General features: G+C 67.2%; 18 protein-coding genes. 12 read left to right on the top strand and 6 right to left on the bottom strand.

Features of this window, described 5'->3' with window-relative positions:
- Positions 1-13 precede the first annotated feature (13 nt).
- Together ACSQ3N_RS21480 and ACSQ3N_RS21475 are read left to right on the top strand one after the other, a co-directional pair.
- Positions 14-6,313, top strand: a complete 6,300-nt coding sequence (locus ACSQ3N_RS21480; protein ID WP_436147407.1) for an Hpt domain-containing protein — start codon at positions 14-16, stop codon at positions 6,311-6,313.
- Between the two features lie 179 nt (positions 6,314-6,492).
- Complete coding sequence (locus ACSQ3N_RS21475; RefSeq protein WP_436147406.1) at positions 6,493-7,662, top strand: PilT/PilU family type 4a pilus ATPase; 1,170 nt, start codon at positions 6,493-6,495, stop codon at positions 7,660-7,662.
- Positions 7,663-7,839: 177 nt separating this feature from the next.
- Here the strand turns inward: ACSQ3N_RS21475 and ACSQ3N_RS21470 are convergent, their stop codons facing one another.
- Positions 7,840-9,324 (bottom strand): cryptochrome/photolyase family protein, encoded by a 1,485-nt coding sequence (locus ACSQ3N_RS21470; RefSeq protein ID WP_436147996.1) that lies wholly within the window; start codon positions 9,322-9,324, stop codon positions 7,840-7,842.
- Between the two features lie 21 nt (positions 9,325-9,345).
- Between ACSQ3N_RS21470 and ACSQ3N_RS21465 the strand changes: the two genes are divergently transcribed.
- From ACSQ3N_RS21465 to ACSQ3N_RS21425, 9 genes are all read left to right on the top strand, one after another.
- On the top strand, positions 9,346-9,945 hold the full coding sequence (locus ACSQ3N_RS21465) for a YqgE/AlgH family protein (RefSeq protein WP_056167512.1): 600 nt from the start codon (positions 9,346-9,348) through the stop codon (positions 9,943-9,945).
- Complete coding sequence (gene ruvX / locus ACSQ3N_RS21460; RefSeq protein ID WP_056167514.1) at positions 9,942-10,379, top strand: Holliday junction resolvase RuvX; 438 nt, start codon at positions 9,942-9,944, stop codon at positions 10,377-10,379. Before ACSQ3N_RS21465 ends, ruvX begins: the two co-directional genes overlap by 4 nt.
- A complete protein-coding gene (gene pyrR / locus ACSQ3N_RS21455) occupies positions 10,376-10,897 on the top strand; it encodes a bifunctional pyr operon transcriptional regulator/uracil phosphoribosyltransferase PyrR (RefSeq protein ID WP_056417728.1) in 522 nt (173 codons plus the stop codon). The genes ruvX and pyrR overlap by 4 nt, the downstream gene beginning before the upstream one ends.
- 2 nt (positions 10,898-10,899) lie before the next feature.
- Positions 10,900-11,862, top strand: coding sequence for an aspartate carbamoyltransferase catalytic subunit (locus ACSQ3N_RS21450; RefSeq protein WP_056167520.1), 963 nt, complete (start codon positions 10,900-10,902; stop codon positions 11,860-11,862).
- A gap of 202 nt (positions 11,863-12,064) precedes the next feature.
- The gene (locus tag ACSQ3N_RS21445) at positions 12,065-13,357 is read left to right on the top strand and encodes a dihydroorotase (protein ID WP_056167523.1); all 1,293 of its coding nucleotides are present in this window, start codon (positions 12,065-12,067) and stop codon (positions 13,355-13,357) included.
- A 177-nt stretch (positions 13,358-13,534) separates the two neighbouring features.
- Positions 13,535-14,275, top strand: a complete 741-nt coding sequence (locus ACSQ3N_RS21440) for a lysophospholipid acyltransferase family protein (RefSeq protein ID WP_056167525.1) — start codon at positions 13,535-13,537, stop codon at positions 14,273-14,275.
- Between the two features lie 894 nt (positions 14,276-15,169).
- Complete coding sequence (locus ACSQ3N_RS21435; RefSeq protein ID WP_056167528.1) at positions 15,170-16,402, top strand: Yip1 family protein; 1,233 nt, start codon at positions 15,170-15,172, stop codon at positions 16,400-16,402.
- A 337-nt stretch (positions 16,403-16,739) separates the two neighbouring features.
- Positions 16,740-17,330, top strand: coding sequence for a DUF4166 domain-containing protein (locus ACSQ3N_RS21430; RefSeq protein ID WP_436147405.1), 591 nt, complete (start codon positions 16,740-16,742; stop codon positions 17,328-17,330).
- Positions 17,327-17,716, top strand: a complete 390-nt coding sequence (locus ACSQ3N_RS21425) for a thiol-disulfide oxidoreductase DCC family protein (RefSeq protein WP_056417742.1) — start codon at positions 17,327-17,329, stop codon at positions 17,714-17,716. Before ACSQ3N_RS21430 ends, ACSQ3N_RS21425 begins: the two co-directional genes overlap by 4 nt.
- An 88-nt stretch (positions 17,717-17,804) precedes the next feature.
- On the opposite strand, the gene ACSQ3N_RS21420 is transcribed toward ACSQ3N_RS21425, so the two are convergent.
- Positions 17,805-18,869, bottom strand: coding sequence for an ABC transporter ATP-binding protein (locus ACSQ3N_RS21420; protein ID WP_396503161.1), 1,065 nt, complete (start codon positions 18,867-18,869; stop codon positions 17,805-17,807).
- Positions 18,870-18,999: 130 nt separating this feature from the next.
- Between ACSQ3N_RS21420 and ACSQ3N_RS21415 the strand changes: the two genes are divergently transcribed.
- The gene (locus tag ACSQ3N_RS21415; RefSeq protein WP_436147404.1) at positions 19,000-20,622 is read left to right on the top strand and encodes an ABC transporter permease; all 1,623 of its coding nucleotides are present in this window, start codon (positions 19,000-19,002) and stop codon (positions 20,620-20,622) included.
- Positions 20,623-20,996: 374 nt separating this feature from the next.
- Here ACSQ3N_RS21415 and ACSQ3N_RS21410 read toward each other — a convergent pair whose 3' ends face one another.
- The 4 genes from ACSQ3N_RS21410 to ACSQ3N_RS21395 all read right to left on the bottom strand — a co-directional run bounded on the left by ACSQ3N_RS21410 (position 20,997) and on the right by ACSQ3N_RS21395 (position 26,437).
- Complete coding sequence (locus ACSQ3N_RS21410; protein WP_436147403.1) at positions 20,997-21,785, bottom strand: hypothetical protein; 789 nt, start codon at positions 21,783-21,785, stop codon at positions 20,997-20,999.
- A gap of 328 nt (positions 21,786-22,113) precedes the next feature.
- The gene (locus ACSQ3N_RS21405) at positions 22,114-23,670 is read right to left on the bottom strand and encodes a PepSY domain-containing protein (protein ID WP_436147402.1); all 1,557 of its coding nucleotides are present in this window, start codon (positions 23,668-23,670) and stop codon (positions 22,114-22,116) included.
- An 18-nt stretch (positions 23,671-23,688) separates the two neighbouring features.
- The gene (locus tag ACSQ3N_RS21400) at positions 23,689-25,959 is read right to left on the bottom strand and encodes a TonB-dependent receptor (protein WP_436147401.1); all 2,271 of its coding nucleotides are present in this window, start codon (positions 25,957-25,959) and stop codon (positions 23,689-23,691) included.
- A 118-nt stretch (positions 25,960-26,077) separates the two neighbouring features.
- The gene (locus tag ACSQ3N_RS21395) at positions 26,078-26,437 is read right to left on the bottom strand and encodes a DUF2946 family protein (protein WP_056167551.1); all 360 of its coding nucleotides are present in this window, start codon (positions 26,435-26,437) and stop codon (positions 26,078-26,080) included.
- Positions 26,438-26,553 lie beyond the last annotated feature (116 nt).

The raw sequence follows: 26,553 nt of genomic DNA, 5'->3' as shown, positions 1-26,553 counted from the left end.
CGGGGACGAATACATGTCATCTATGGATGTCAACAATGCACCGGCCGCAGACTGGTCCCAAGGGGACCAGGACCTGGGTCCCTTGGCCTGGGTGCTGGACGAACTGCGCAAATCGCTGGACGGTGCGGTCAAGGCCATGCGCCGCTTCGTGCGCGACGCCGAAGTGGCCAGGGAGTCGGATCTGGCCGCGCTGGACGCCGGGTCTCTGCGCATAGCGCGCCAGCAACTGCACCAGGCGTGCGGTGCGCTTGAAATGGTGGGCATGGGCCCACCGGCGTTGGTGCTGCGCTCGATGGAGTCTGCTGTCCAGAAGTTCGTGCAGCGCCCTGAAACCTGCAGCGACGAAGCCGCTGCGGTGATCGAGCGCGCCAGTTTTGCGCTGATCGAATACCTGGAAACGGTGCTGGCGGGCAAGCCTGCCTCGCCCGTGTCGCTGTTTCCGCAGTACCGCGATGCCCAGGCACTGGCCGGGGCCGACCGTGTGCACCCTGCCGACCTGTGGCCCGTGGAGCGCCGCTTTCGCGAGCCGGAAGGCACGGTGTCCGTGCCCCCGCTTCCCTACGGCCCGGAAGCCCGTGCACGCCTGGATTCCGCGGTGCTGCGCATCGTCAAGTCGGGTGACCTCAAGGCGGCCATCAGCCTGCGCGACACCTGCCTCGGGTTTGTCGCAGCTCAGCCGGACCGCCAGTCGCGCGCCTTCTGGAAGATCTGTGCCGGCTTCTTCGAAGCGTTCGGCACCGGCCTGTTGCCCCCCGATGTGTATGTGAAGCGCGTCGCGTCGCGCGTGCTGATGCAGTACGCCACGCTGGCCAAGGGCGACACCACCATCGCCGACCGTTTGGTGCAAGACCTGCTGTTCTTCTGCTCGCAGGCCAAGCCGGCCGAAGGCACTCTGGACGACGTGCCTTCGCTGCGCGCCGTGCGCCAGGCGTTTTCGCTCGACCGTTTCAAGCCGGTCGATTACGACACCCCCCGCTTCGGCCGCTTCGACCCTGCCGTGTTGACCCAGGCCAGAAAGCGCATTGCCGCGGCCACGGAAACCTGGTCGGGCCTCGCGGGCGGAGACCGCAACAAGCTCAAGCCTGCAGCGGACCAGTTCAGCCTCGTCTGCGACTCCCTGCGCAAGCTGCACCCAGGCAGCGAGAACCTCGCCCTGGCCCTGACGCGCGTGGTCGAATCCACCACCCGCTCGGGCGAGCCGCCTTCGGCCGCCCTGGCCATGGAGGTCGCGACCTCGGTGCTGTACCTGCAGGCCGCGTTCGAAGAACTGGACGCTGGCGACGAACAGATGGAAGTGCGCGCGACCCGCCTGGCGGAGCGCCTGGATGCAGTGGGCGCAGGCGCACAGCCTGAGCCCCTCGAACAATGGATGGAAGAGCTATACCGCAGGGTCAGCGACAACCAGACCATGGGCAGCGTGGTAGACGAGTTGCGTGCCACCCTCGGCGAAGCCGAAAAGGCGCTGGACCAGTTCTTCCGCAATCCGCAAGACACGGCCGTTCTGGCCGCGGTGCCGGGTCACCTCGCGCAAATGCGCGGCGTGCTGTCGGTGCTGGGCCTGGACCAGGCCTCGTTGGCCGTCGTGCGCATGCGCGACATGGTAGAGCGCCTGCTGATCAACGAAGTGCCCGAGGCCGAGCGCCAGGGCGTCTTCGAGAAGCTGGGCAACAGCCTGGGCGCTTTGGGTTTCCTGATCGACATGCTCAGCTACCAGCGCACCATGGCGCGCAAGCTGTTCGTGTACGACGAAGAACTGGGCGAGCTGCGCATCCTGATGGGCAAGACACGCCCCCGCGCATCGGACGCGGTGGAAGAGTCTCCCGCCAAGCTGGAAGAGCGCTCTGCGATCCCGGTGCCCGACGTGCTGCCACGCTTTCCGGTGCAGGAACCCATCAGCGCACCGACCGATTTCGGCTCCTTGCAGGAACTGCCGGATTTCCCCGCTGCGGCCCCAGTCGCGGCGCCGTCCGATGCACCATCCCTGGCGCCCGAAATCTCTTTCGACGCGCTGGACCTGGGCGCAAACGCTGCGGCACCAGCTGCCACGCCGGCCCCTTTCATCAACCTGCGCGCAGCGCCTGCCATCGAAGAAGAACTCCTCGAGGTCTTCCTCGAGGAAGCGCGCGAAGTGGTCGTCAACGGTCTGGCCGCGATCGACCTGCTCCGCGATGAACCTGGCAACCTGAGCGAGCAGACCACGCTGCGTCGTGCGTTCCACACGCTCAAGGGCAGCTCGCGCATGGTCGGCCTCAACGACTTCGGCGAAGCCGCCTGGTCGATGGAGCAACTGCTCAATGCCTGGCTGGCAGAGCAAAAGCCGATGCAGCCCGAATTGCTCACGCTGTCGGCTGATTCCTTGCAGGCCTTCAGCCGCTGGGCAGACGACATCGCGGCAGGACGCGATGCTGGCTGGGACCCAGAGGCCTTCCGCAAGTCTGCTGACGCGATGCGCCTGGATGGCACCTTGCTGCCGCTGGCACCCCCGTCGGCCGATGGAGTCGCGGCCTCGGTGCCCGCCGCTGCCGAACCCGAGCTGGTGGCCGAGGCGCCCGAACTGGCCGCTCCGGAAGTCGAGCCCCTGGTGGCAGAGTTGCCTCCCGTGTTGCCCGAGCCTGTGGTCGCAGAAGTACCTGCCGCAGGTGAAGAAGAATTCACCATTCCCGACTTTGAGGCCACCGAGATCGCAGAGCACGGTCCCGACGAGATCGCTGCGGTGCCGGAAGTGGCCGAGGACATCGACTTCTCGGTCTTCAGTGCTGCGCTGAACGAAGCCTCGCCTGCCGAAGTGCCCGCTGCAGTCGATACGTCCAGCGTCGATTTCGTGCTGGACCTCGAACTGCCAGACCTCGAACCCGTGGCCGCCGCAGAGCCTGTGGCTGACGGCTATCTGTCGCTGGACTCCGAGCCAACCGCCGAAGGTGCCGTGCAAGAGGCGGATGCAGCGCCTGCGTTGCCGCCGCTCGAATCGGTGGAAGAGGTCGAATTCCTGGAAGCGCAGGAATTTGCAGAACTGGAAAAATTGCTGGATGCCGGCGAGCCGGAGCCCGTGGCTTCTGCAACTGCCGAGTTGCCGGATGCGCGCGTGGATGCCCCGGTGGCTTCGTACGCCGCAGAAGACGCGGCCGATGCGGAGCTCACTGCGGCAGCGGAGCCATCAGCTCCACTTCCAGTCTCGGCCGATCTGGACGAACCCCTGCAGCTGGACGATTCCGCCAACGATGACGCCGTGAAGGTCATCGACACGCTGCGCATTCCGATCCCGCTGTACAACGTGTACCTGAACGAAGCCGACGAGTGGTCGCGCCGTCTGGTGACCAGCCTGCAGGAGTGGGCGCTGGAGCTGCACGAGCCGCTGCCCGACAACGCCGTGGCGCTGTCGCACTCGCTCGCGGGCAGTTCGGCCACGGTGGGTTTCACGGGTCTGTCCGAAATGGCCCGCACGCTGGAACATGCACTGCAGCACGTGCAGTTCCAGTCTGGCGGCACCGAGGAGCAGGCCCAGGCGTTCATGGCTGCGGCCGACGACATCCGCCGCCTGCTGCACCAGTTCGCGGCCGGATTCCTGAAGGAGCCCAGCCAGGAGGTGCTCGAACAGCTGCGCCAGATTCTGGAGACCGAGGTCGAAAACACCCTCACGCCTCCCGAAGACGACTTGCTGGACGCGTACGCCAACGAGTTTGCAGAACCGGCACCCGCAGCGCCAGCAGAACCCGCAGCAGCTGTGGTTGCTGCTGCGGAGCCCGCCGCGCCCGAGCTGCCTGAAGAGCCCGAAGCGTTTGCCGAGTCGACACTCGAGCCTGCGCCGCTGATCGTGCCCCAAGGCCATGTGGCCCCCGCGCTGTCGGTGGTGGTGCACGACCAGGACCAGTTGGTGGACGACGCCATCGCCCACGCCGTGGCCATGGCATCCGACGTGGACGACGACATCGACGCCATCGACGTCATCGACCCAGACCTGTTCCCGATCTTCGAGGAAGAAGCCGCAGAACTGCTGCCCCAGCTGGGTGGTGCACTGCGCCAGTGGGCCTCCCGCCCCGACAACCTGGGCGCACGCAGCGAGGTGCTCCGTGCCTTGCACACCCTCAAGGGCAGCTCGCGCCTGGCAGGCGCCATGCGCCTGGGCGAAATGGCGCACAGGCTGGAATCGGCGATCGAACACCTCGATGCCGAGACCGTCACGTCCGACCAGATCGAGCCTTTGCAAGGCAGTTTCGACGGCTTGCAGGCCAACTTCGAGGCACTGCGCGCCATCGGCCAGAACGCTGGCGACACCGTGGTGGCGCTGCCCGTGGACGCTGCGCGCGCCGGCGCTCCGGCTGCAGCACCGTCTGCAGATGCGGCGGCCGCAACGTCGGCTCCATCGCCGGCTACCCCTGCGGGCGCTACCGCTGCCCGCATGCCCGGACCGTCCCAGCTGGCGCCCCTGCGCGTGGCGACGAACCAGTCGGTGCGCGTGCGTGCCCAGTTGCTGGACCGCCTGGTCAACCAGGCCGGCGAGGTGATGATCAGCCGCTCGCGCCTGGACGTCCGCCTGGGCCAGTTCCGCAGTTCTCTCACCGATCTGTCGGGCAACCTGGACAGGCTGCGCCAGCAACTGCGCGACATCGAAGTGCAGGCAGAGTCGCAGATGCAATCGCGCCTGGCGCTGTCCAAGGACTCCGCCGCCGGGTTCGACCCGCTGGAGTTCGACCGCTTCACCCGCGTGCAGGAACTCACGCGCATGATGGCCGAGTCGGTGAACGACGTGGCCACCGTGCAGCGCAACCTGCAGCGCGCCATGGAAGGCGCCGAAGACGATCTGATCGCCCAGGGCCGCCAGGCCCGCGAGCTGCAGCGCGACCTGCTGCGCACCCGCATGGTGGAGTTCGAAGGCATTGCCGAACGCCTGTACGCCGTGGTGCGCCAGGCCTCCAAGGAGACCGGCAAGCAGATCAAGCTCGATATCACCGGCGGCTCCATCGAAATGGACCGCGGCGTGCTGGACCGCATGACGCCGGCGTTCGAACACTTGCTGCGCAATTGCGTCGCCCACGGCATCGAAGACCCGCAGGTGCGCACGGCGGCAGGCAAGCCTGCTTCCGGCACCATCACGGTGGATTTGCACCACGAAGGCAACGACGTGTCGGTCGAGTTCCGCGACGACGGTGCAGGCCTGAACCTGCCCCGCATCCGCGAGAAGGCGCTGGCGCAAGGCATCGTGGAAGCCGGTGTCGAACTGAGCGACGCCGATGCCGCCAACTTGATCTTCATGCCCGGGTTCTCCACGGCGTCTGAAGTGACCGGCCTGTCGGGCCGTGGCATCGGGATGGACGTGGTGCGCGCCGAGATCAACGCGCTGGGTGGCCGCATCGAAACCTCGACCGAAGCGGGCAAGGGCGCTGCGTTCCGCATGGTGCTGCCCCTGACCACGGCGGTGACGCAGGTGGTGATGCTGCGTGCGGGCGATCTGTCCGTTGGCGTACCCGCCAGCGTGGTCGAGATCGTGCGCCGCACGTCATTGCAGGACCTGGAAGAAGCCTACCGGACCGGCACCTTCGATGACGGCACCGAAAAGCTGCCGTTCTTCTGGTCCGGCGCGCTGCTGCAGGCCTCGGCCCGCAGCTACGAGCCTGCTGGCAAGACCCGCCCTGTCGTGATCTTCCGAAGCGCTGCACAGCGCATCGCGATGCACGTGGACGAAGTGCTGGGCAACCAGGAAGTCGTGGTGAAGAACCTCGGGCCGCAGCTGTCCCGTCTGCCTGGCCTGGCCGGTATGTCGGTGCTGGCATCGGGCGCCGTGGTGCTGATCTACAACCCCGTGGCGCTGTCCACGGTGTATGGCGACCAGGTGCGTGCGGCCAGCGTCGGCCTGCCACCCGCTTCTGAAGCTGGCGGCGCGGGCGCCGGCAAGGCAGTGGTGCTCCCCCAACTGGCAGGACCGAGCCAAGTGCCGCTGGTGCTGGTGGTGGACGACTCGATCACGGTGCGCCGCGTCACGCAGCGCCTGCTGCAGCGCGAAGGCTATCGCGTGTCCCTGGCGGCCGACGGCCTGCAGGCGCTCGAACGCTTGCAGGAAGAGCGGCCGACCGTGGTGCTGTCCGACATCGAAATGCCGCGCATGGACGGCTTCGACCTGGCGCGCAACATCCGGGCCGACGGTGCACTGCGGGACCTGCCCATCATCATGATCACCTCGCGGATCGCCGAAAAGCACCGCGAGCATGCGATGGAGCTGGGCGTGAACCACTACCTGGGCAAGCCGTACTCGGACGAGGAACTGCTGAGCCTGATCCAGCACTACGCGCGCCTGGAGGCCGCGGCCGCCGAGGCTTGACCACGGTACTGCAGGAGCAGTGTCTGGATCGATTGACGATAGATACGATAGATAGACGACAGAAGTTAGACGAATGAATGTGTGCCGCGGCATGCGGCCCCCTGAAGGAGCTGCATGCCCGGTTCTCACACAGTTCCTGCAACGGGCGCCCTGGAGGCGCCCTTTTTTTTGAGCGTGCCATGCCCCCAGAGTCCGATGTCCTGATCGAGCCCAACCCGCCCGCACCGTTCGGCGACAGCCGGCTGCTGGCCTGCCTGGCCCTGGTCGCCCGCGAAAGGGCGTCAGACCTTTTCCTGCTGGCGGGGGCACCGCCCACCGTCAAGCGGCAGGGGGACTTCCTGCCCATCAGCCAGCAGGTGCTGCCAGCGCAGGACATCCGCACCATGGCCTATTCGATCATGGGCAAGGCGCAGCGCCATGAGTTCGAAAGCACGATGGAGTGCGACTTCTCGTACGCGACGGCAGAAGGCGATCGCTTTCGGGTCAACGTGCACCTGCAGCGCGGCCAGGTGGGCATGGTGATTCGCCATGTGGCCTCCCGGATTGCCAGCCTGGACGAGCTGGGCCTGCCCAAGGTGCTCAAGGAGCTGGCCTTCCTCAAGGGCGGCCTGGTGCTGACGGTGGGCTCTGCAGGCTCGGGCAAAACCACCACGCTGGCCGCGCTGCTCGACCACCGCAACACCAACGCGTCCGGGCACATCCTCACCATCGAAGACCCGATCGAGTACCTGCACCCGCACAAGAAATCGCTGATCACGCAGCGCGAGGTCGGTATCGACACACGCTCTTACGACGAGGCCTTGCGCCGCGCGATGCGCGAGGCTCCCAACGTGATCATGATCGGCGAGATCCGCGACCGTGCCACGATGCAGCATGCGCTGCACTATGCCGAGTCGGGGCACCTGTGCGTGTCCACCCTGCATGCGCACAACGCCAACCAGGCGGTGCAGCGCATCCTCAATTTCTTTCCGGAGCATGCGCACAAACAGCTGCAGATGGACCTTTCGCTGAACCTGCGGGCGGTGATTGCGCAGCGGCTCATCAAAGGCGTGTCGGCGCGCCTGGTGCCTGCTACCGAGGTCATGCTGCTCACGCCCTACGTGGCCGACCTCATCCAGAAAGGGCAGGTCGACGAGCTCAAGACTGCCATCAGCCGGGGCGTGGAGCAGGGTATGTGCAGCTTCGACCAGTCACTCTTCGCGCTGGCCGAGTCCGGCGCGATCAGCGCCGAGGAGGCGATTGCCCATGCGGACAACCGCACCGACCTGTCGCTCAAGCTGCGGCTCGCGGCGGGGGGATCGCTGACGGTGGCGGGGATGAGCATGCGTGAGAACATGCCGCCCGTCTGAGCCATGTGGCGGATACCTGTTTGCCTCCAGAAAATACAAGAACCCGTCCCTGCTGAGCATTCCACGAGCTCAGGACGGGGCTTGGGGGCGGGCCCGAGGAAGCGCCGCGCAAGGCTTCGACAGGCTCAGCCCGAATGGTGTTGCATCATCGACCGCCCCTCGGTACGAAGGTCAAGCTCAGGCGCTGGCCTTCACCACCGCATACCGCTCCAGCGTCTGCTGCCGCGCGGTGTCATGGTCCACGATGGGCAGGGGGTAGTTGCCCCCCAGTTGCACACCGGCACTCTGCAGCTCCAGAGGCTTGGCCTTCCAGGGGGCATGCAGCGCCGCGTTCGGCAACCCGGCCAGCTGGGGCAGGTAGCGGCGGATGAACTTGCCGTCGGGGTCGAACTTCTCGCTTTGGCTCACCGGGTTGAAGATGCGAAAGTAGGGCTGCGCATCGCAGCCGCTCGAGCTGGCCCACTGCCAGCCGCCGTTGTTGGCCGACAGGTCGAAGTCGTTCAGCTGCAGCGCAAAGTAGGCCTCGCCCCGGCGCCAGTCCAGCCCCAGGTCCTTGACCAGAAAGCTGGCCACCACCATGCGCAGCCGGTTGTGCATGTAGCCCGTCTGGTTGATCTGCGCCATGGCGGCGTCCACCAGCGGGTAGCCGGTGCGGCCCTCGCACCAGGCCGCGAACAAGGCATCGGCCTCGGGCCCCGTCTCCCACGCGATGGCATCGTAGGCGGGCTTGAAGCTATCGTTCACCACGTGGGGGTGGTGGTACAGGATCTGAAAATAAAAGTCGCGCCAGATCAGCTCGCTCAGCCAGGTGGCAGCGCCGGGGCTGCCTTGTCTGGCGCGCTCGTGGGCGGTGCGGGCCAGCAGGCGGGGCGATATGGTGCCAAAGCGCAGGTGCACGCTCAGGTAGCTCGGGCCCTTGACCGCCGGGAAGTTGCGCGTGTCCTCATACTTGTCGATGCGCTCCACAAAGTCGGCCAGCAACTGGTGGGCGCCCTGGCTGCCGGTGGGGATCTTCAACTGCGCCAGGCCCGCGGGCTCGAAGCCCAGTGCCGCCAGCGTGGGCACGGGCCTGCGGTGGCCCGCAGGCCGGGGTGCCAGCCGCGCGGCATGCCGCTCCGCCGGGTAGCTGCTCAGGTAGAACGCATCCACCTTCTTGAGCCACGCGTTCTTGTACGGCGTGAACACGCTGTACGGGTGCCCCGCCTGCGTCATCACCTCGCTGCGTTCGAAGACCGTGTGGTCCTTGAAGGTGTGCAGCGCGCGGCCCTGGGCCGCCAGCCGGGTGCGGACGGTGCCGTCCCGCTCGATGGCCTGCGGTTCGTCGTCGTGGTTGGTGAACACGGCCTGCACGTCCAGCGCGGCCGCCAGGTCCGGCACCGCATCGGCTGCCGCGGCGTGGTGCACCGCGATGAGCCCGCCGTGATCGTGCCCTGACAGGGCGCGCAGGGCGGCATCCAGCTCCACCAGCGTCTCGCGGATGAACTCCACCCGCCGGTCCGCGCGGGGCAGCACATCGAGGATATCGGTGTCGAAGACAAAGGCGCAGTGCACCTGCTGGCACTGGGTGAGGGCGTGGTACAGGGCGGCTTGGTCCTCGGTGCGCAGATCGCGCCGAAACCAGACCAGCCCGCTTGAATAGGAGGGCGCCGAAGGGGGCTGCATGTTCACCGTTAAAATTGCGGAATGTCCTCCGATTCTGCGCCCATCAACCTGACGCATCACTTCCTGATCGCGATGCCCGGCCTGGAGGATGAGTCTTTCGCGCGCAGTGTGGTCTACCTGTGCGAGCACAGCGAACGCGGTGCGCTGGGCCTCATCATCAACAAGCCCACCGACATCACCCTGAAGGGCCTGTTCGACAAGGTCGACCTGTCCTTGCGGCGCGAAGACCTGACCCAAGAGCCCGTGTTCCAGGGCGGCCCGGTACAGACCGAGCGCGGCTTCGTGCTGCACGAGCCCATGCTGTTCGAGAGTGCCGAGGCGGATGAATCCGTGTACGCCTCCACCATGACCATTCCGGGCGGCCTGGAGATGACCACTTCCAAAGACGTGCTCGAAGCCCTGTCCACCGGTGCGGGCCCCCGCCGCGTGCTGATCACGCTGGGCTATTCGTCCTGGGGCGAAGGGCAGCTCGAGACCGAGCTGGCCGAGAATGCCTGGCTCACCGTGGCGGCCGACCTGTCGGTGATCTTCGACACCCCCGTGCCCGAGCGCTACGACCGGGCCCTGGCGCTGCTGGGCCTCAAGGCCTGGATGCTGTCGCCCGAGGCGGGGCACGCATGACCGTTGCGCCCGTTCACCACGAGCCCCCCGAGCAACCCGCCGTTCCCGCGCATTTCCAGACCTTTTTAGCTTTTGACTTCGGCCTCAAGCGAACGGGCGTAGCCACCGGCAACCGCATGCTTCGCAGCGCGACACCCCAGCGCACCATCCAGGCCGAGGGCGACGCCCGCTTTGCCCATGTGGCCGAGCGCATCAAGGAATGGCAGCCCGACGCCCTGGTGATCGGCGTGCCCTACCACCCCGACGGCGCCAGCCACGAGAACACCGCGCGCGCGCTCAAGTTCGGCCGCCAGCTGCGCGGACGCTTCGGCCTTTCGGTGTTCGAGGTGGACGAGCGCTACAGCACCACCGAAGCCATCGCCGGTGGCGCCAAGGACGCCGATGCCGCCTCGGCCTGCATCATCCTGGAACAGTTTTTGAGGACCCTCCCATGACCACCCCGACCCCCTCCATCGCGGGGAGCCTCGTGCTCGATGCCGAGGCCCTGTACCGCGAGTTGCTGCGCGGCGTGCGCAGCATGCACACCGGCACCACGCGCCTGGTGGGCATCGCCTCCGGCGGTGCCTGGCTGGCCGAGCGCCTGCAAAAGGACCTGGGCCTCGAAGGCCCCGCCGGCGTGCTGTCGTCGGCCATGCACCGCGACGACTTCGCCCAGCGCGGCCTGGCCGCCAGCGCGCAGACCACGCTGCCGTTCGACGTGAACGGCGCCGATGTGCTGGTGCTCGACGACGTGCTCTACACCGGGCGCACCATCCGCGCCGTGCTCAACGAATTGTTCGACTACGGCCGCCCCGCCAGCGTGCGCCTGGCCGTGCTGGTGGACCGCGGCGGGCGCGAGCTGCCGGTGCAGGCCGACTTCGCCGCCGCGCGCGTGGCGCTGCCCGCATCGCAGTCGCTGGCCCTGGCGCGGGACGACAGCGGCACCTTCCACTTCCAAGTCAAAGAGGCCTGACCGTGCTGAAGAAGCGCAACCCCCAACTCAACGGCAACGGCGAACTCATCCACCTGCTGTCCATCGAAGGGCTGCCGCGCGACATCGTCACGCACATCCTCGACACGGCGGCCAACTTCGTCAGCGTCAACGACCGCGAGGTCAAGAAGGTGCCGCTGCTGCGCGGCAAGAGCGTGTTCAACCTGTTTTTCGAGAACAGCACGCGCACGCGCACCACATTCGAGATCGCGGCCAAGCGCTTGTCGGCCGACGTGATCAACCTGGACATCGCGCGCAGCTCGGCCAGCAAGGGCGAGTCGCTGCTGGACACCATCGCTAACCTCTCGGCCATGGCGGCCGATTTGTTCGTGGTGCGGCACAGCGAGTCCGGCGCGCCGTACCTGATTGCCCAGCACGTGGCACCGCATGTGCACGTGATCAACGCGGGCGACGGCCGGCATGCCCACCCCACGCAGGGGCTGCTGGACATGTACACCATCCGGCACTACAAAAAAGACTTCAGCAACCTCACCGTGGCCATCGTGGGCGACGTGCTGCACTCGCGCGTGGCGCGCTCGGACATCCACGGCCTGACCACTCTGGGCTGCCCCGAGGTGCGCGTGGTGGGCCCGCGCACCCTGGTGCCGTCCGACATGTCGCAGATGGGCGTGCGCGTGTGCCACACGCTCGAAGAAGGCATCAAGGACGCCGACGTGATCATCACGCTGCGCCTGCAGAACGAGCGCATGAGCGGCGCGCTGCTGCCGTCCAGCCAGGAGTACTTCAAGAGCTTCGGCCTCACGCAGGAGCGCCTGCAACTGGCCAAGCCCGACGCCATCGTGATGCACCCGGGGCCCATCAACCGCGGCGTGGAGATCGACTCCGCCGTGGTGGACGGCAAGCAGAGCGTGATCCTGCCGCAAGTCACTTTTGGCATTGCGGTGCGCATGGCGGTCATGTCCATCGTTGCCGGAAATGAAGCGTGACCCCCCTGAGCCGCTTCGCGTCTTCCCCCCAAGGGGGGACGCCCCCGGTGGCCCGGCGAAGCCGGTTCCACGGGGGCACTGGCGTTGGGACTGCTGCGGTGCATGCGATGGCGGGCATGGTTGCATGTAATGCATTTGCTATGTTTTTTGTAGCTGCTGGCGCTTGTCCATCAGGCGGTAGCGGCCCATTTGGCTTGAAATCATGAAAATCCTGATCCAGAACGGCCGTGTGATCGACCCTGCCTCGGGGTTCGACCAGACCTGTGACATTGCGCTGGCGGCGGGGCGCATCGTGGGGGTGAACCGCGTGCCGCCCGAGTTTGCGCCCAACCGGGTGATCGATGCGGCGGGCTGCATCGTGCTGCCTGGGCTGGTGGACCTGGCGGCGCGCTTGCGCGAGCCGGGGTATGAGCACGAAGGCATGCTCGAATCCGAGATGGCCGCCGCCGTGGCCGGGGGCGTGACCAGCCTGGTGTGCCCGCCCGATACCGACCCCGTGCTCGACGAGCCGGGGCTGGTGGAGATGCTCAAGTTCCGCGCCGAGAAGCTGCACCAGTCGCGGCTGTTCCCGCTGGGCGCGCTCACCCGCAACCTCGCGGGCGAAGTGCTGACCGAAATGGCCGAGCTGACCGAGTCCGGCTGCGTGGGCTTCGGCCAGGCCGAGGTGCCGCTGGCCAGCACGCAGGTGCTGCAGCGCGCGCTGCAGTACGCGGCCACCTACGGCTACACCGTGTGGCTGCGCCCGCAGGAGATGCATCTGGGCAAGGGCGTGGCCGCCAGCGGCCCGCTGGCCACCCGCCTGGGCCTCTCGGGCGTGCCCGTGGCGGCCGAGACGATCGCGCTGCACACCATCTTCGAATTGCTCAAGACCACCGGCGCGCATGTGCACCTGTGCCGCATCAGCAGCGCAGCCGGCGTGGAGCTGCTGCGCCGCGCCAAGGCCGACGGCCTGAAGGTCACGGCCGACGTCAGCATCAACTCGCTGCACCTCACCGACGCGGACATCGGCTTCTTCGACAGCCGCGCGCGCCTGTCACCGCCGCTGCGCCAGCAGCGCGACCGCGATGCACTGAACGCCGCCCTGCTGGACGGCACCATCGATGCGCTGGTGTCCGACCACACCCCGGTCGACGAAGACGCCAAGACCCTGCCGTTCGCCGAAGCCGAGCCCGGCGCCACCGGCCTGGAGCTGCTGCTGTCGCTGGCGCTCAAGTGGTCGCAGGACAACGGCGTGCCGCTCGCGCGCGCGCTGGCCGTGGTCACCTCCGAGCCCGCCCGCGTGCTGGGCTCCGCCCTGGGCACGCTGCAGGCCAGCGTGGGCCAGATCGTGGAGGGCGGCGTGGGCGACCTGTGCATCCTGGACCCCGGCGCCGCCTGGGTCGTGCAGGGCAACGCGCTGCGCAGCCAGGGCAAGCACACCCCGTTCTCCGGCTACGAGCTGCCGGGCCGCGTGCGCATGACGCTCGTGGGCGGACAAGTCGCGTTTGATCGGTAGCCCCCCTGTGCCGCTTCACGCCATGTACCCAAGGGGACGCCACCCTTGGCCCGGGAAAGCCGGTTCCATGGTGGAACGGGCGTCGGCCGCGCCATTCATGCCAGTCGTGCCGGGCATGCTGATTGGGCGACCGCTGCAGGGCCGGTCCGTACGGATGGATCGATACGGACCATTGGCATGAGGCATCTGCGCGCCGGCTGGCGCTTGCTGCGTCTGCTGGGCCACATTGCCAAGGGGCTGTGGATCGTGGCGCTGCGCTTTCCGGCACTGTCCGAGGACCAGCAGCACGCGCATGTGCAGGCGTGGTCGCTGCAGCTGCTGGCCCGGCTGGGCATCAGCCTGCGCGTCGTGGGCCAGCCGCCGGTGGCGGGGCCGGTGATGCTGGTGGCCAACCACATCTCGTGGCTCGACATTCCGGTGATGCACGCAGGGCGGCACTGCCGCTTCGTGTCCAAGTCCGACGTCAAGGGCTGGCCGCTGATCGGCACCCTGGCCACCGCGGCCGGCACCCTGTACATCGAGCGCAGCTCGCGCCGCGACGCGCTGCGCATGGTCAAGTCCATGCAGGACGCACTTGGGCGCGGCGAGGTGCTGGCCGTGTTCCCCGAAGGCACCACGGGCGATGGCCGCGACATGCTGCCCTTCCACGCCAACCTCATCCAGGCCGCCGTCGCCGCCCAGGCGCCGGTGCAACCGGTGGGCCTGCGCTTTGCCGACAAGGCGACGGGTGCGACGAGCTTTGCGCCCAGCTATATCGGCGACGAGACGCTGATCGGCTCCATCTGGCGCACGCTGAGCGCGCCGCCGATTGAGGCGGTGGTGCACTACGGCGAGATCCAGCAGCCCGAGGGGCGCGACCGCCGCGTGTGGACGCAGAATTTGCACGGCACGGTGGATACGCTGCGGCAGACGGGGTGAGAATTTCGGGACTTGAATGGGTTGTGTTTTGACTCTCCTGCGCTGCGCGGGAGTACCGGCTGAATGGTTTGGAAAAGCGGCCTGAACCGATGACTGGGATCGGCCAATAGCGGCCATTAATGAGGACGCCAAGTTGTACTACCAAGGCTGTGTCGTGTTTGATGGCTTCCAAAGTGATAGCACGCACGCGATAGGTACAAGAACAAATGCCGACCCTGCCAGATAGTGATTTGGATAGAGCCAACGGTAGGCCAACACCATGCCAAGTAAGCTTGCGACTACCAGCAACAGGCAGTTCGCAATGCGCCATCCAACCCGTCGTTGGGGCAACAGGGCTCCCGAAATTCCAAAAAGTAGTATGAACATTGAGTCCATTAACGCGAAACTGATAGGGATGCTTATCGAATCAGCGTCTGCTGGATAAATTCCCCTTGTTAGATTGGCACCCAGCACGCCCCACAGGGTTGCGTTGGCACACACGACAGCACCAAAGATAGCCAGTGCAGATTGGGCACGAGATAGTGGCTTGAGATTTGGCATAAAAGGCATAGTAGGAGCCTTTCGTGTGCAGAAAATGAGCCTAATTTGAACTGAGCGTGAAGTAGCCATCTTGGATGCTCGCAAACCGGTGACCAATGCAAAGCGAGTCGGCTCAATTAACCCGCAATGTCTGCAAGAATGCAGGTCACTGAAGGACTGCTCAGGGCCCTGAGTCGACAGTGGGCACCCTTCCCGAAAGCAGCCACTGGCCTCGCTCCCCAAAACCGTGCATATTCCACGGTTACAGCCGCGGGGGCTGCTACACACCGGCCCCATACACGCCGTTTCCCCGTATCGTCCGCATCTTTCGCCAGCCTGCAGCCTTTGCAGGCCTGTCACTGCCGGGAGGGCACCATGAACCTGATCGAACGCGCCAAGAGCATTCTTTTGCAACCCAAGGAGACCTGGGTCGCCATCGACACGGAGCCTACCGACGTCGCCACGCTGTTCACCCGCTACGCGATGATCCTGGCGGCCATTCCGGCGGTGTGCGGGTTCATCGGCATGTCGCTGATCGGGTTCGGCGGGTTTGGCGTCACCATCCGCGTGCCCTTCGTCTCCGGGCTGGTGAACATGGTGGTGTCGTACGTGCTCAGCCTCGTGGGGATCTTCGTGCTGGGGCTGATCATCGATGCGCTGGCCCCCACGTTTGGCGGGCAGAAGAACCCCATTCAGGCCCAGAAAGTGGCGGTGTACGCCAGCACGGCGGCGCTGCTGGGCGGCATTTTCAGCCTGCTGCCCTCGCTGTCCGTGTTGATGCTGGTGGCTTCGCTGTATTCCATCTACCTGCTCTACACCGGCCTGCCGGTGCTGATGAAGAACCTGCCCGAAAAATCGGTGGTCTACACCGTGGTGGTCATCGTGGCGGCGATCGTGGTGGGCGTGATCATCGGTGCGGTCAGCTCCATCTTCATGCCGCGCGGCGGGTCGTTGATGGGCGGTGCTGCAGGCTCTGCCATCACCATGGAGACCGCGGGCGGCAAAGTGTCTATCGACACGGCCGGGCTGGAGGCCGCGGGCAAGAAGATGGAAGAGGCCGCGCGCAAGATGGAAGAAGCGCAAAAGAGCCAGGACCCGGCCGCCATCGCTGCCGCGGGCCAACAGGCGGCCGCGGCGGCTGCGGGCGCCCTGGGCGGCGGCCAGGTGGTGGCCGCGCAGTCGCTCAAGGCCGCGCTGCCCGAGAAGCTGGCGGGCCTGCCCCGCACGGGTTTTGACGTGCAGGACGGCGCAGCGCTGGGCCTGCCCACCAGCCAGGCCCGTGCGCAGTACGGCAGCGATGACAAGCAGGTGCGCCTGGAGATCGTGGACGTGGGCGGCCTGGGCCAGATGGCCGCGATGGCGATGGGCATGGCCCAGGGCGAAAAGGAAGACCCGTCCAGCGCTGAAAAGACCTGGCAGGAAGGCGGCCGCACGCTGCACACGCGCTACCAGAAGGACGGCAGCCATGCGGAGTTCAAGGCCATCCTGAAGAACGGCCTGGTGGTCAGCCTCGAAGGCGATAAGGTGGGCGTGAAGGAACTGCAGGGCTACATGTCGCAAGTGGACTTGAATGCCCTGGAAGGCCTGCAGCGCAAGGGCAAGTCCTGAAGCGCAATAGCACCCGCTGAAGCGCTGCGCGCGTCTCCCGCCTCTCTAGATTCGCTGCGCGATTCTGGAGGGGGATGTTCAGAGCACACAAGCGAAGCGCCGCATCCGCGCTCGCGCCCGTGCCCGCGCCCGGGGCGGCCCTTGCGCGGGGGCACTGGCTGTGGCCGCGCCAGTGGCATGCGCTGCGGGTGGTGCGGGTCGCGCGTTGCACCGGTATGCATGCCGGCTTTTGAGCGTGGGGCACCGGCAGGGTCGGTAGACTGGTCGGCATCGACAGCGTGGCCGTCCGTCCGTTGGCGACGGTGGTCTTCGCTGGACTGATACCCTCACTTTGCCCATGCCCGACACGTCCGCACCCTCCCACCCCTTGCCTATGTACCAGCGCGCCATGGGCCCGGCCTTCGCGCGCCTGGCACCGGCGCTGGCGCGTTTTCACAGCCTGTCGGGCCAGCACCGGCTGCACGGGCAGGTCGCGGTAGAGGCCCCCGCGGGCGCCATGGGCCGTGTTCTGGCCTGGGCGCTGGGGGCGCCGCAGGCATCGGTGCGCGGCAGCATCGTCTTCGAGCTTCAGGCCACGCCGCTCGCCGAGGTGTGGACCCGCCACTTTCCCGCGCGCACCATGCGCTCGACGCTGCGCGCATCGGGCGGCCAGGTGGTCGAGCACCTGGGTGCGGCGCGCCTGGGCTTCACCTTGGTCGAGGCACAGGGCCGCTTGGTCATGCGACTGGAGAGCCTGCACTTTCTGGGCGTTCCGTGCCCCGCATGGCTGCGCCCGCAGATCGTGGCCGAGGAGACGGGGCAGGGCGACACGCTGCACTTTCATGTGCAGGCCACCGTTCCCTGGGTGGGGCGGGTGGTGCACTACCGGGGCCACCTGGTCGTGCCGATCGCGCCGGCCGTGCCGGCTGGGCAGGAGGCGTCCGCATGATCGTGGTATTCGACGCGCAGTGCCTGCTGTGCAACGGCTGGGTGCAGTTCATCCTGCGGCACGACCGCGCCGGGCGCATCCGTTTCGCGTCCATGCAGGGGGCCACGGGTCGGCAGTTGCTGGCCGACGCCGGCCTGCGGGTGGACTCGTTGCAGACCCTGCTGGTCATCGATGGCGCCCGCAGCTGGCAGCACACCGCCGCCATCCTGCGCGTGCTGCACGCGCTGGGCTGGCCGTGGCGGCTGGCGTGGGTGGGGTGGCTGGTGCCCGCACCGCTGCGCGATGCGCTCTACCGCTGGGTGGCGCGCAACCGCTACCGGATCTGGGGGCGGTCAGAGGTGTGCATGGTGCCTTCGCCCGAGACCGCTGCACGCTTTCTGGACTGAAAAATCGCAGCGCTGTTTCATCAAAAATGATAGCTGCTTGCGCTTGATGGACAAGCGGTAGAGCCCGTTTTGGATCAAATTCCGGCCATCATGCGCGCGGGAAGGTCACCACATGGTCCACCTGCGCGCGAATGCCGATCCACTCGCCCAGCGCATGGTTGTGGTGGCTGGGCACATGGGCCAGCACGGTGTGGCCGCTGGCCAGGCGCAGCGTGTACAAGAACTCCGACCCGCGGAACGACTTGCGCAGGATCTGCGCCTGCACCGGGGCGGCGTCGTCGTGCACCACGTCGTCGGCGCGCAGCAGCACGTCGCACTCGCCGCCCGCGTAGCTGCCGGGCAGCGGGCATTCCTCCAGGTCGGTCAGCTCGCCCAGCGGCGTCTGCGCGATCACGTTGTCACCGCGCTGCACCAGCGTGGCGGGCGCGAACACGCCGTGCCCGATGAAGTCGGCCACGAAGCGGGTGGCCGGGCGGTGGTACAGCGTGTACGCGTCGTCCCATTGGTGCAGATGGCCTTCGTGCATCACGCCGATCACATCGCCGATGGCAAAGGCTTCGAGCTGGTCGTGCGTCACGAACAGCGCCGTGGCGCCCGCGGCCTTCAGGATGCCGCGCACCTCGTGCGCGAGCCGCTCGCGCAGGTCCACGTCCAGGTTGGAAAACGGCTCGTCCAGCAGCATGAGCTGGGGGCGCGGCGCCAGGGCCCGGGCCAGCGCCACGCGCTGCTGCTGGCCGCCCGACAGTTCGTGCGGAAAGCGGTTCTCGCTGCCTGCCAGGCCCACCAGCTCCAGCACCTCGGCCACGCGCGCAGCCTGCTCGGCCTTGGACAACCGGTGGATGCCGAACGCCACGTTGCGGCCCACGGACAGATGCGGGAACAGCGCGTAGTCCTGGAACACCATGCCGATGCGCCGCTCTTCGGGCGGCACGCTCACGGTGGCGCTGCTCACCACCTGCTGGGTCAGGCGGATCTGGCCGCCGGCCACGGGCTCCAGCCCGGCCACCGCGCGCAGCAGCGTGGTCTTGCCGCAGCCCGACGGGCCGATCAGCACGCCGATATCGCCTGCATTGAGGCTGAGAGTGACGCCTTGCACGGCGGCCTGCGCGCGGCCGGCATAGCGCACGTCGAGTTGGGAGACCTCAAGAAACATGCCCCAATTCTAGGCGTACGCACGAATGCTTAAAATTCGCATTTGCATTCCCGAACCATGCCTGGCCCTGCCACGCCGGGCGTGCGTCCCTGGTCCCTGATTCCCTGACTCCTTCGCCGAGCCCCCTGCCTTGCGCCGCATCTCCTTCGCCCTTCGCTCCATCCCGCTGATCCTGTTTGCCGGTTTCCTGTCGCTGCCCGTGCTGGCGGTGCTGGCGTCGTGGCTGCCGTTCGGCCAGGGCGACGCGCAGGCGGGCAGCATCCTGCGCGAGATGGCGTCCACCGTGCTGCCCGGCTATGTGTGGACCACGCTGTGGCTCAGCGTGCTGGTGGCGGTGGGGGCGGCCATCGTCGGCACGGGCACGGCGGCGATGGTGACGCTGTTCGACTTTCCGGGCCGGCGCACTTTCGAATGGCTGCTGCTGCTGCCGCTGGCCATGCCGGCGTATGTCACCGCGTATGCGTACACCGACTTCTTGCAGTTCAGCGGGCCGCTGCAGGTGGGGCTGCGCAACACCTTCGGGCTGGAAGGCCGCCTGCTGCCCGAGGTGCGCAGCCTGGGCGGCGCTGTGTGGGTGTTCATCTTCTCGTTGTATCCGTACGTCTACCTGCTGGCCCGCACCGCGCTGGGCGAGCGCGCAGCGCACCTCATGGAAGCCGCGCGGCTGCTGGGCGCGCCGCTGTCCCGCCGCATCCGCACCGTGGCCCTGCCGCTGGCGCGCCCCGCAGTGGCCGCCGGGGTGGCGCTGGTGCTGATGGAGACGCTGGCCGACTTCGGCGTCACCAGCTACTTCGGCATCCAGACCTTCACCACCGGCATCTACAAGGCCTGGCTGTCCATGGACAACCGGCTGGCCGCCGCGCAGCTGGCCACCATCCTGCTGGTGCTGGTGATGCTGCTGCTGCACATGGAGCACCGCGCGCAAAAGCGCATGCGCTTTGCGGCCAGCGGCGGCCGCGCGGGCTCGGCCGAGGCGCAGCCCGTGCGGCTGCGCGGTGCGCGCTGCGCAGCCGCCTGGGCCATCTGCCTGGTCCCGGTGGTCCTGGGCTTCGTGGCGCCGGTGTTCTTCATGCTGCGCCCGCTGGCAGCCGACTGGTCGGTGCTGCCGTGGGAGCGCTTCGTGGGCTGGGCCTGGAACAGCGTGCGCCTGGGCGGCATCACCGCCGGCCTGGCCGTGGTCGTGGCGCTGGGCCTGGCGTTTGCGCTGCGCCGCCAGCCCGACCGCATCACCCGCGGTGTGGTGCAACTGGCCAGCGTGGGCTACGCCGTGCCGGGCGCGGTGATCGTGGTGGGCCTGCTGCTGCCCGTGGGCTGGCTGCAGGCGGCGGTGCCGCAATGGGGCGTGGGCGCGCTGGTCACGGCCACGGCGTTCGGCATCGTGTGGGCGTACCTGGTGCGCTTTTGCGCTGTGGCGTTGCAGTCCATGCAAAGCGGCTATGCGCGCATCCCCCCCAACCTCGATGCCTCGGCCCGCATGCTGGGCGCGGGCAGCGCGCGGCTGCTGTCGCAGGTGCACTGGCCGCTGCTCAAGCGCTCCACCGCCGCGGCGGCGCTGCTGGTGTTCGTGGATGTGATGAAGGAGCTGCCCGCCACCATGGTGCTGCGGCCCTTCAACAGCGACACGCTGGCCGTGGTGGCCTACCAGCTGGCGCGCGACGAGCGCCTGGGCGAGGCGGCGCTGCCGTCGCTGGCGCTGGTGGCCGTGGGTTTGGTGCCGGTGATTTTGCTGAGCCGCACGCTGCGCAGCCGCTGATGAGTGGGTAGGTCGGCGCTGTGCGCTTTCGTAACCTTTCCACAGCAATTCGAGCCCTGGTAATCGCGCACGCAATCTTCAGGTCGTCAGAGACTAATCCAGCTTCCTGAATGGATAGTCGTTGATGATCCATCCATCACCCTGCGGGCAAACCACTTTCTGGTAGCCCAAGGATTTGGTCACCTTAACGTCTGGACTTATGGCACAGACATCACCCTTGGCCAAATGGAATTTCACGGTGAACCTGTCGTCGCTTTCGGCATAGAAATTGACCGGGCCAGTGGCCTCCCAACGGCCCTGAGGCGGCTGTGGCGGGTCGGTGCAGGCACACAAGATAGACAGGCATGACAGCATCGCCATTTGCAAAACCCTGGTCATTTCGATTTTGAATAGTTAGTGCGCTTGATCAACCGATCCGAGCGGGAAAGAATAATCAGCAGCTCCTTGGGGGTCACCAATTTTGTGCTGGATGGCATCAGTTGAAAGCGTGGGTCATGGGCCAGTATGCCGACCTTTTCCAGAACGTCTGCCACATTGGTGGAACAACTATTGACCGCGATGTCGTAAGGCGCTTGAGCTGCAACACGCTTGTCCAGCTCGGCCTTGATGATCGCTTTTTCCTGGCGAGTGACACGCAGAGTCAGTGACACCACATCGCGTTTCACCCGCGTCAAGTTGCTTGTGATGTAGTCGTCGCGCCCAAGCTTTGCATATTTTGTGTGCGCACGGGAGTAGGTAGTGCCGTCAATGTCGATTGCGGCATGTCCGAACTGCGACCCAGGGCTGCTCATGATGGCGTCAAATACAAAAACCTCAATGCTCTGTTGAGGCTCTGTCATGGTGAGTGACATCTTCAGCCGCATCCGCCTTCGCTCGTATCCAAAAGCGTCCGGTCTCTGATTGAGCATCCACAGCGTAGGGCTCCCCGGTTCAACGCGGCCGGGCCGTATGGCAGCGATGTCGCCAGCTATTTGGAACGACGTTATGGCTTCAAGGAGTTCGGTCGACATCTTTCCATCCACCGCCAGCTGCCTGCTGCCGTTATCTCTCGCCAAGTGCCCGTTGAGAAGGCGCTGTATGGCTATCACGTCAGTTGGCTTATTCAGGCCTGCATCTCCCACAGCGCCAGTGATCCTTTGTTGTGCTGTTGCTCCCATTTTCATCCCACGTTGCGAATTGGTCGGTTGGTGCGGGTAGCACCGAACTTGGGCCATTCCATCATCTGTGGGAGCGGTTCCAACGTAGCTGGTGACGATGCAGCATCGGTTGATGCAACGAGGTCTAAAAAGGCTAGAAAGTGCGCCCTGATAGCAATTGGAAGAAATTTTTCATCGAAGGGGCCATGTGGTCCGTATGACGACATCAGGGTTTCAATCACCACTACTTGCGCAGCGCAGAAGGCATTTAGCGAGGTGCAGCGAAAGAGGATGACGCCGGCCTACGCAGAGCGCGAGGTCATGGCGCTGCAAGCGGTCTGTCGAGCCCATCACGCTAGCCGCCGCGCAGCTTCAACCCCAGCCTGCGCCACCCGATCACCACCCCGGTCACGCTCATCACCGCACCGCCCAGGCTCAGCACGATCAGCACCACATCCCACAGGGGCCTGCGCTCCAGCAAAGGCAGCCAGTCCCAGCTGTGCAGCATGGCAAACAGCCAGCGGCTGGTGCGGCGGTGGGTGTCGGTGCGGCCCAGCACTGCGCCGGTGTGCGGGTCGATGTGGACCCAGGTGGCATGGGGGTCGTCGAACACCACGCGAAGCACAGGCAGTGGCTTGTCGCCGCCGCCGGTCATGGTGTGGGCGGCGCGGTCGTAGTAGTGCAGGTCGTAGGCCTGCAGGGTGTCGGTGCGCACCACCGGGTAGGGCAGCAGTTGGGCGGCGGCGTGGGCCAGTGCGCCGGGCTGCCAGGCGTGGGGGGCGCCTGTGCCCGCGTGCAGTACCAGGGGCGCGCCGGTGGGGCTGTGTGCCTGTACCAGGGCGTGGCCGGCGGTCTGCGTCCAGCGCAGCTCGCGGGTGTTGGGCGATGCGGCGGCCAAGAGCGCGGGCACGCTGGCGGCGGGCGCGGGCAGCACCAGGGGGCCGCCGTGCATCGCCTCGGTGCGCAGCGGGGCGGCGCCGCTGTCGAAGATCTTCCAGGGGTTCATGGACATGAGGCCGCTGAAGATCCAGGTGAAGGTGACGAGCGCAAACACCAGGCCGAACACATGGTGCCAGCGCATCATGAAGCCGCGGTACGGCGTGCGTGCACCGGTCTTGTAGCGGCCCGCAAAGCGCCAGCGCATCACGCCCACCACGGTGCCCGTCACTGTCAGCACGATGCCTGCGATGGACAGCCAGTTGACGATGTCCGTCCAGTAGGGGTTGAACACATTGCCCCGCAGCGGGTACAGCCAGTGGATCCAGGCGCCTGCGTAGTTCCACACGCGCTCCTGCAGCGTGGCGTCGCGCACCACCTCGCCGGTGGTGCCCGATACGTAGACGACGGTGCCGACCGCGTCGCCCAGGTGCAGGCGGTGCAGCGGGCGGTGCACGTCCAGGGCGCGGGAGTGGGTGAACGCATCTTCGTCCACCGTGCCCAGGTGCTGGATGGAGCCTGCAGCGCCCTGTGCAAAGGCGCTCGCGGAAGCGACGGCGTGCTGTGCATCCACCTGCTGCAGCACGGCGCCGGTGATGGCGTCGATGACAGCCGGGGCCGGCGGCCTGCGCGGGAATGCGGCCTTTGACGCGGGGGCTGTTGGCGATGCCTGCGCCGTCGCCGGCACCACCAGGTACACGGCGCGGCCAGCGCTCGCCACGGCCAGCCGCAGGTCCTGCAACGGGCCGGTGATGCCCGCGCGCTGCAGCGCCTCGGCAGGCTCCAGCACGCGGTCGGGCCCCTGCGTGGCAGGGCGCAGCGGCGGCAGGTGCGCCAGCCGCTCGGCCTGCGTGAGCTTGGGGTAGCCCACGTACATCATCACCACGCCCGAGACGAACCACATGGCGAAGAAGGCGCACAGCAGCACGCCCAGCCACCGGTGAACCAGATACAGCCAACGCTTGGCATGCAGCATGTGCGTGGGCTCCCTGCGTCAGAAGGCGGTGTGCAGCGTCACGTCCAGCGTGCGGGGCGCGCCCAGGTACACCTGGTCGCGCGTTTCGGCGGCGTAGATGCGGTCGGTGGCGTTGCGGATGCGGCCGGTGAGGGTGGTGGTGGGGCTGACCTTCCACGCCAGGCCCAGGTCCAGCAGCGTGTACGAGGGCCAGAACTTGGTGTTGGCCGCGTTGCCATACACCTTGCCCACATGGCGCACCCCGGCGCTGGCCGTGATGGCGGGCGTGACGGCATACGACGCCCACAGGTTGGCCACGGCCTGCGGCACCAGGGCCGGCACGTTGCCCGCGCGCGAGACGCCGCCCTGCACGAAGTGCTCGTAGCGTGCGCGGGTGAGCGACAGGTTGCCTTGCAGCTGCCACTGCGCGCTGGGGCGCACGCCGGCCGCCAGCTCGATGCCTTTGGACGATTGCTCGCCCACCAGCACCATGAGGTTGGGGTTGGCCGTGTCTTGCGTGGCGATGTTCTTGCGGCGGATCTCGAAGGCCGCCACCGTGGCGCTGCCCTTGCCGTCCCAGAAGTCCCACTTGCTGCCCACCTCGACCTGGCGGCCGGTGGTCAGCTCGCTGTTGTTGCGCACGTCGGCGAACGAGGCCGATGCCAGCGAGCCCGAGGGCGGGTCGGCCGCGTTGGAGGCCTGGGCGTACAGGTTGGCGCCGGGCGCGATGTCCCACACCACGCCCAGGCGGCCGGTGGTGGGGCTGTAGCTGCGGCTGAACGTGGCGGGCGCGGCGGCCGTGACGGCGCGGCGGTTGACCAGGTCGAGCCCGATGCGCTCGTGCCGCAGCGCGCTGACGAGGTTCACGCCCGGCACCACGGCCGTGCGGTTCTCGATGTACAGCGCGGTGGTGGTGGCCTTGTTGTCCTTGTCGGCGCTCAGTACCGGCGACATGCCGGGGATGTCGAAGAAGTTCTCGGTCGAGAACTGGTAGGGGTTGACCGTGCTCACCGTGACCGAAGGGCCCAGCGGAAAGCGCGTCTGCTTGTTCACGCTCACGTCGAGGCCAAAGGCCCAGTCGCTTCGGCGGCCCGCGAGCTGGCCCTGGTGGGTGCCCTCCAGCCGGTTGCCCACCAGTTGCTGGTCGTGGCGCTGCAGGTAGGGCGAGGTGCGCACGACGGCCGTGTTGGCCGCGTTGAAGGTGTAGATCTCCACGTTGCGGTAGTCGCGCAGCGCGTCGTACGAGTACAGTGTATTCGTGAACTGCAGTGCGTCCGACACGCGCCACTGCGACACCGAGCGCAGCCACTGCACGCGGTGCCCGTACATGCCGTCGGCGCTGTTGTAGTTCGCAAAGCGCGTGGCCCGGTCGATGCGCAGCGCGCCCACGGCGGGGTTGAGCACGGGCGTGCCCCAGGAGGGGCGGTCCACATGGTCCTTCTGGTACTCGTAGGCCAGCGTGTGGGTGAAGCCGCCGCCCAGGTCCGACAGCAGCGAGGTGGCTAGCTGTGTGGCCTGGGTTTTTGTGCCGTGCGTCCAGCTGCCGGCGTCGCGGTGGTTCAGGTCGATGCGTGCGAAGTGCGCCGGGCCGGTGCCATCGGTGCTTGCGGCGATGCGCCGGTTCAGGCCCACGGACACCTCCTTGTGCCCGTAGGAGCCCAGGCGCACCTGGCCTTCGGCGAAGTCGCTGCGATCGGCCGTCTTGGTGATGTAGTTGATCGAGCCGCCCACGCCGCCCGCGCCGAACAAAAAGCTCGACGCCCCGCCGATGGCCTCAACCCGGTCGTAGATCCAGCTGTCCACCGCGCGCGTGGCGCTGCCGTACTGTGGGTTGATGCCGTTGTACAGCTGCGCCACCGAGTTGGCCGTGAAGCCCCGGTAGTTGGCGGCCATGGAGCCGGGTGCGTTGTGGGCGGTGACGCCCGGGATGCCCCGCAGGATCTCTTGCGTGTCCTGCGCGCCGCGCGCGTCGATGGTGGCGCGGTCCACCACGGTGACGGCGGCCGGGGTCTCGCGCGCCGTGAGGCCCAGGCGGCTGCCGGTCTCGGTGGGGGTGTCGAGCTGCAGCTTGCCGCCAGCCGATGCAGCGGGCTCGGCCACGGTCACGCTCTGCAGCGTGGGTGTCGGCGTGGCGTCTTGCGCCTGGGCTGCTGCCAGCGGGCCCAGCGCCAGCAGGGCCAGGACGCCGCTGTAGATGGGCGAGGGCGACAGGGTCAATGAGCGGCCTACGGGCTGCAGGCAGGCGCTGTCAGCGAAACGGGGCGCGCAGGCGCGGGTGGCCGCAGTGCGGCGGGGGGAGGTACGGGACATGAAAAAAACGCTCGGAATGAACCGCGCAGCCCACCCCACAGGATGCGCTGGCGCGTTGGTACGGACAGGGATGCAGTGCCGTCCCACCAGGAACGCGGCGCTGCGAAGGCGTGTCAGCTCACGAGCGTGCGGGCGGGCCGCGGGCCGGCAGCGGCGCTGCCGTGGCCGCCGCAATGCGGGCGGCCTCCACCGGCTGCAGCGCATGGGCCAGCGGGTGGTAGGGGAGCGGAAGGGTCACCGCAGCCGGCGGTGGTGCAGCCGGCGTGGCGCACAGTGGGCAGTCCATGGGGGTGGCGGCCATCTCCACCGTGCCGTCGTCGGTCTGCACCAAAAGCTTGATGGTGCCGGCGCCCGAGCAGATCACTTCGATGGTCTGCGGGTTGACGAACGGGGTCGCCACGGCCATGCCCATCGACGCCACGAACCATGCGAGCACCCACAGGCGCAGCGCAGAGAAGGTTCGTCGGGTGGCGGTCATGGGGCGCGATGATAACCGCGCATGCCCCGGATCGCCGGGCGAGGCACTGCAGGCGGCGTGCGCGCCTCTCGATGATCTCAATGCGATGTGCTATAAAAAATATAGCTATTGGCGCT

Source organism: Acidovorax sp. LjRoot194, from assembly GCF_964253015.1.
GTDB lineage: Bacteria > Pseudomonadota > Gammaproteobacteria > Burkholderiales > Burkholderiaceae_C > Acidovorax.
The sequence above is the reverse complement of the archived record's forward strand: the minus strand, read 5'-3'. Positions and strand labels throughout refer to the sequence as shown.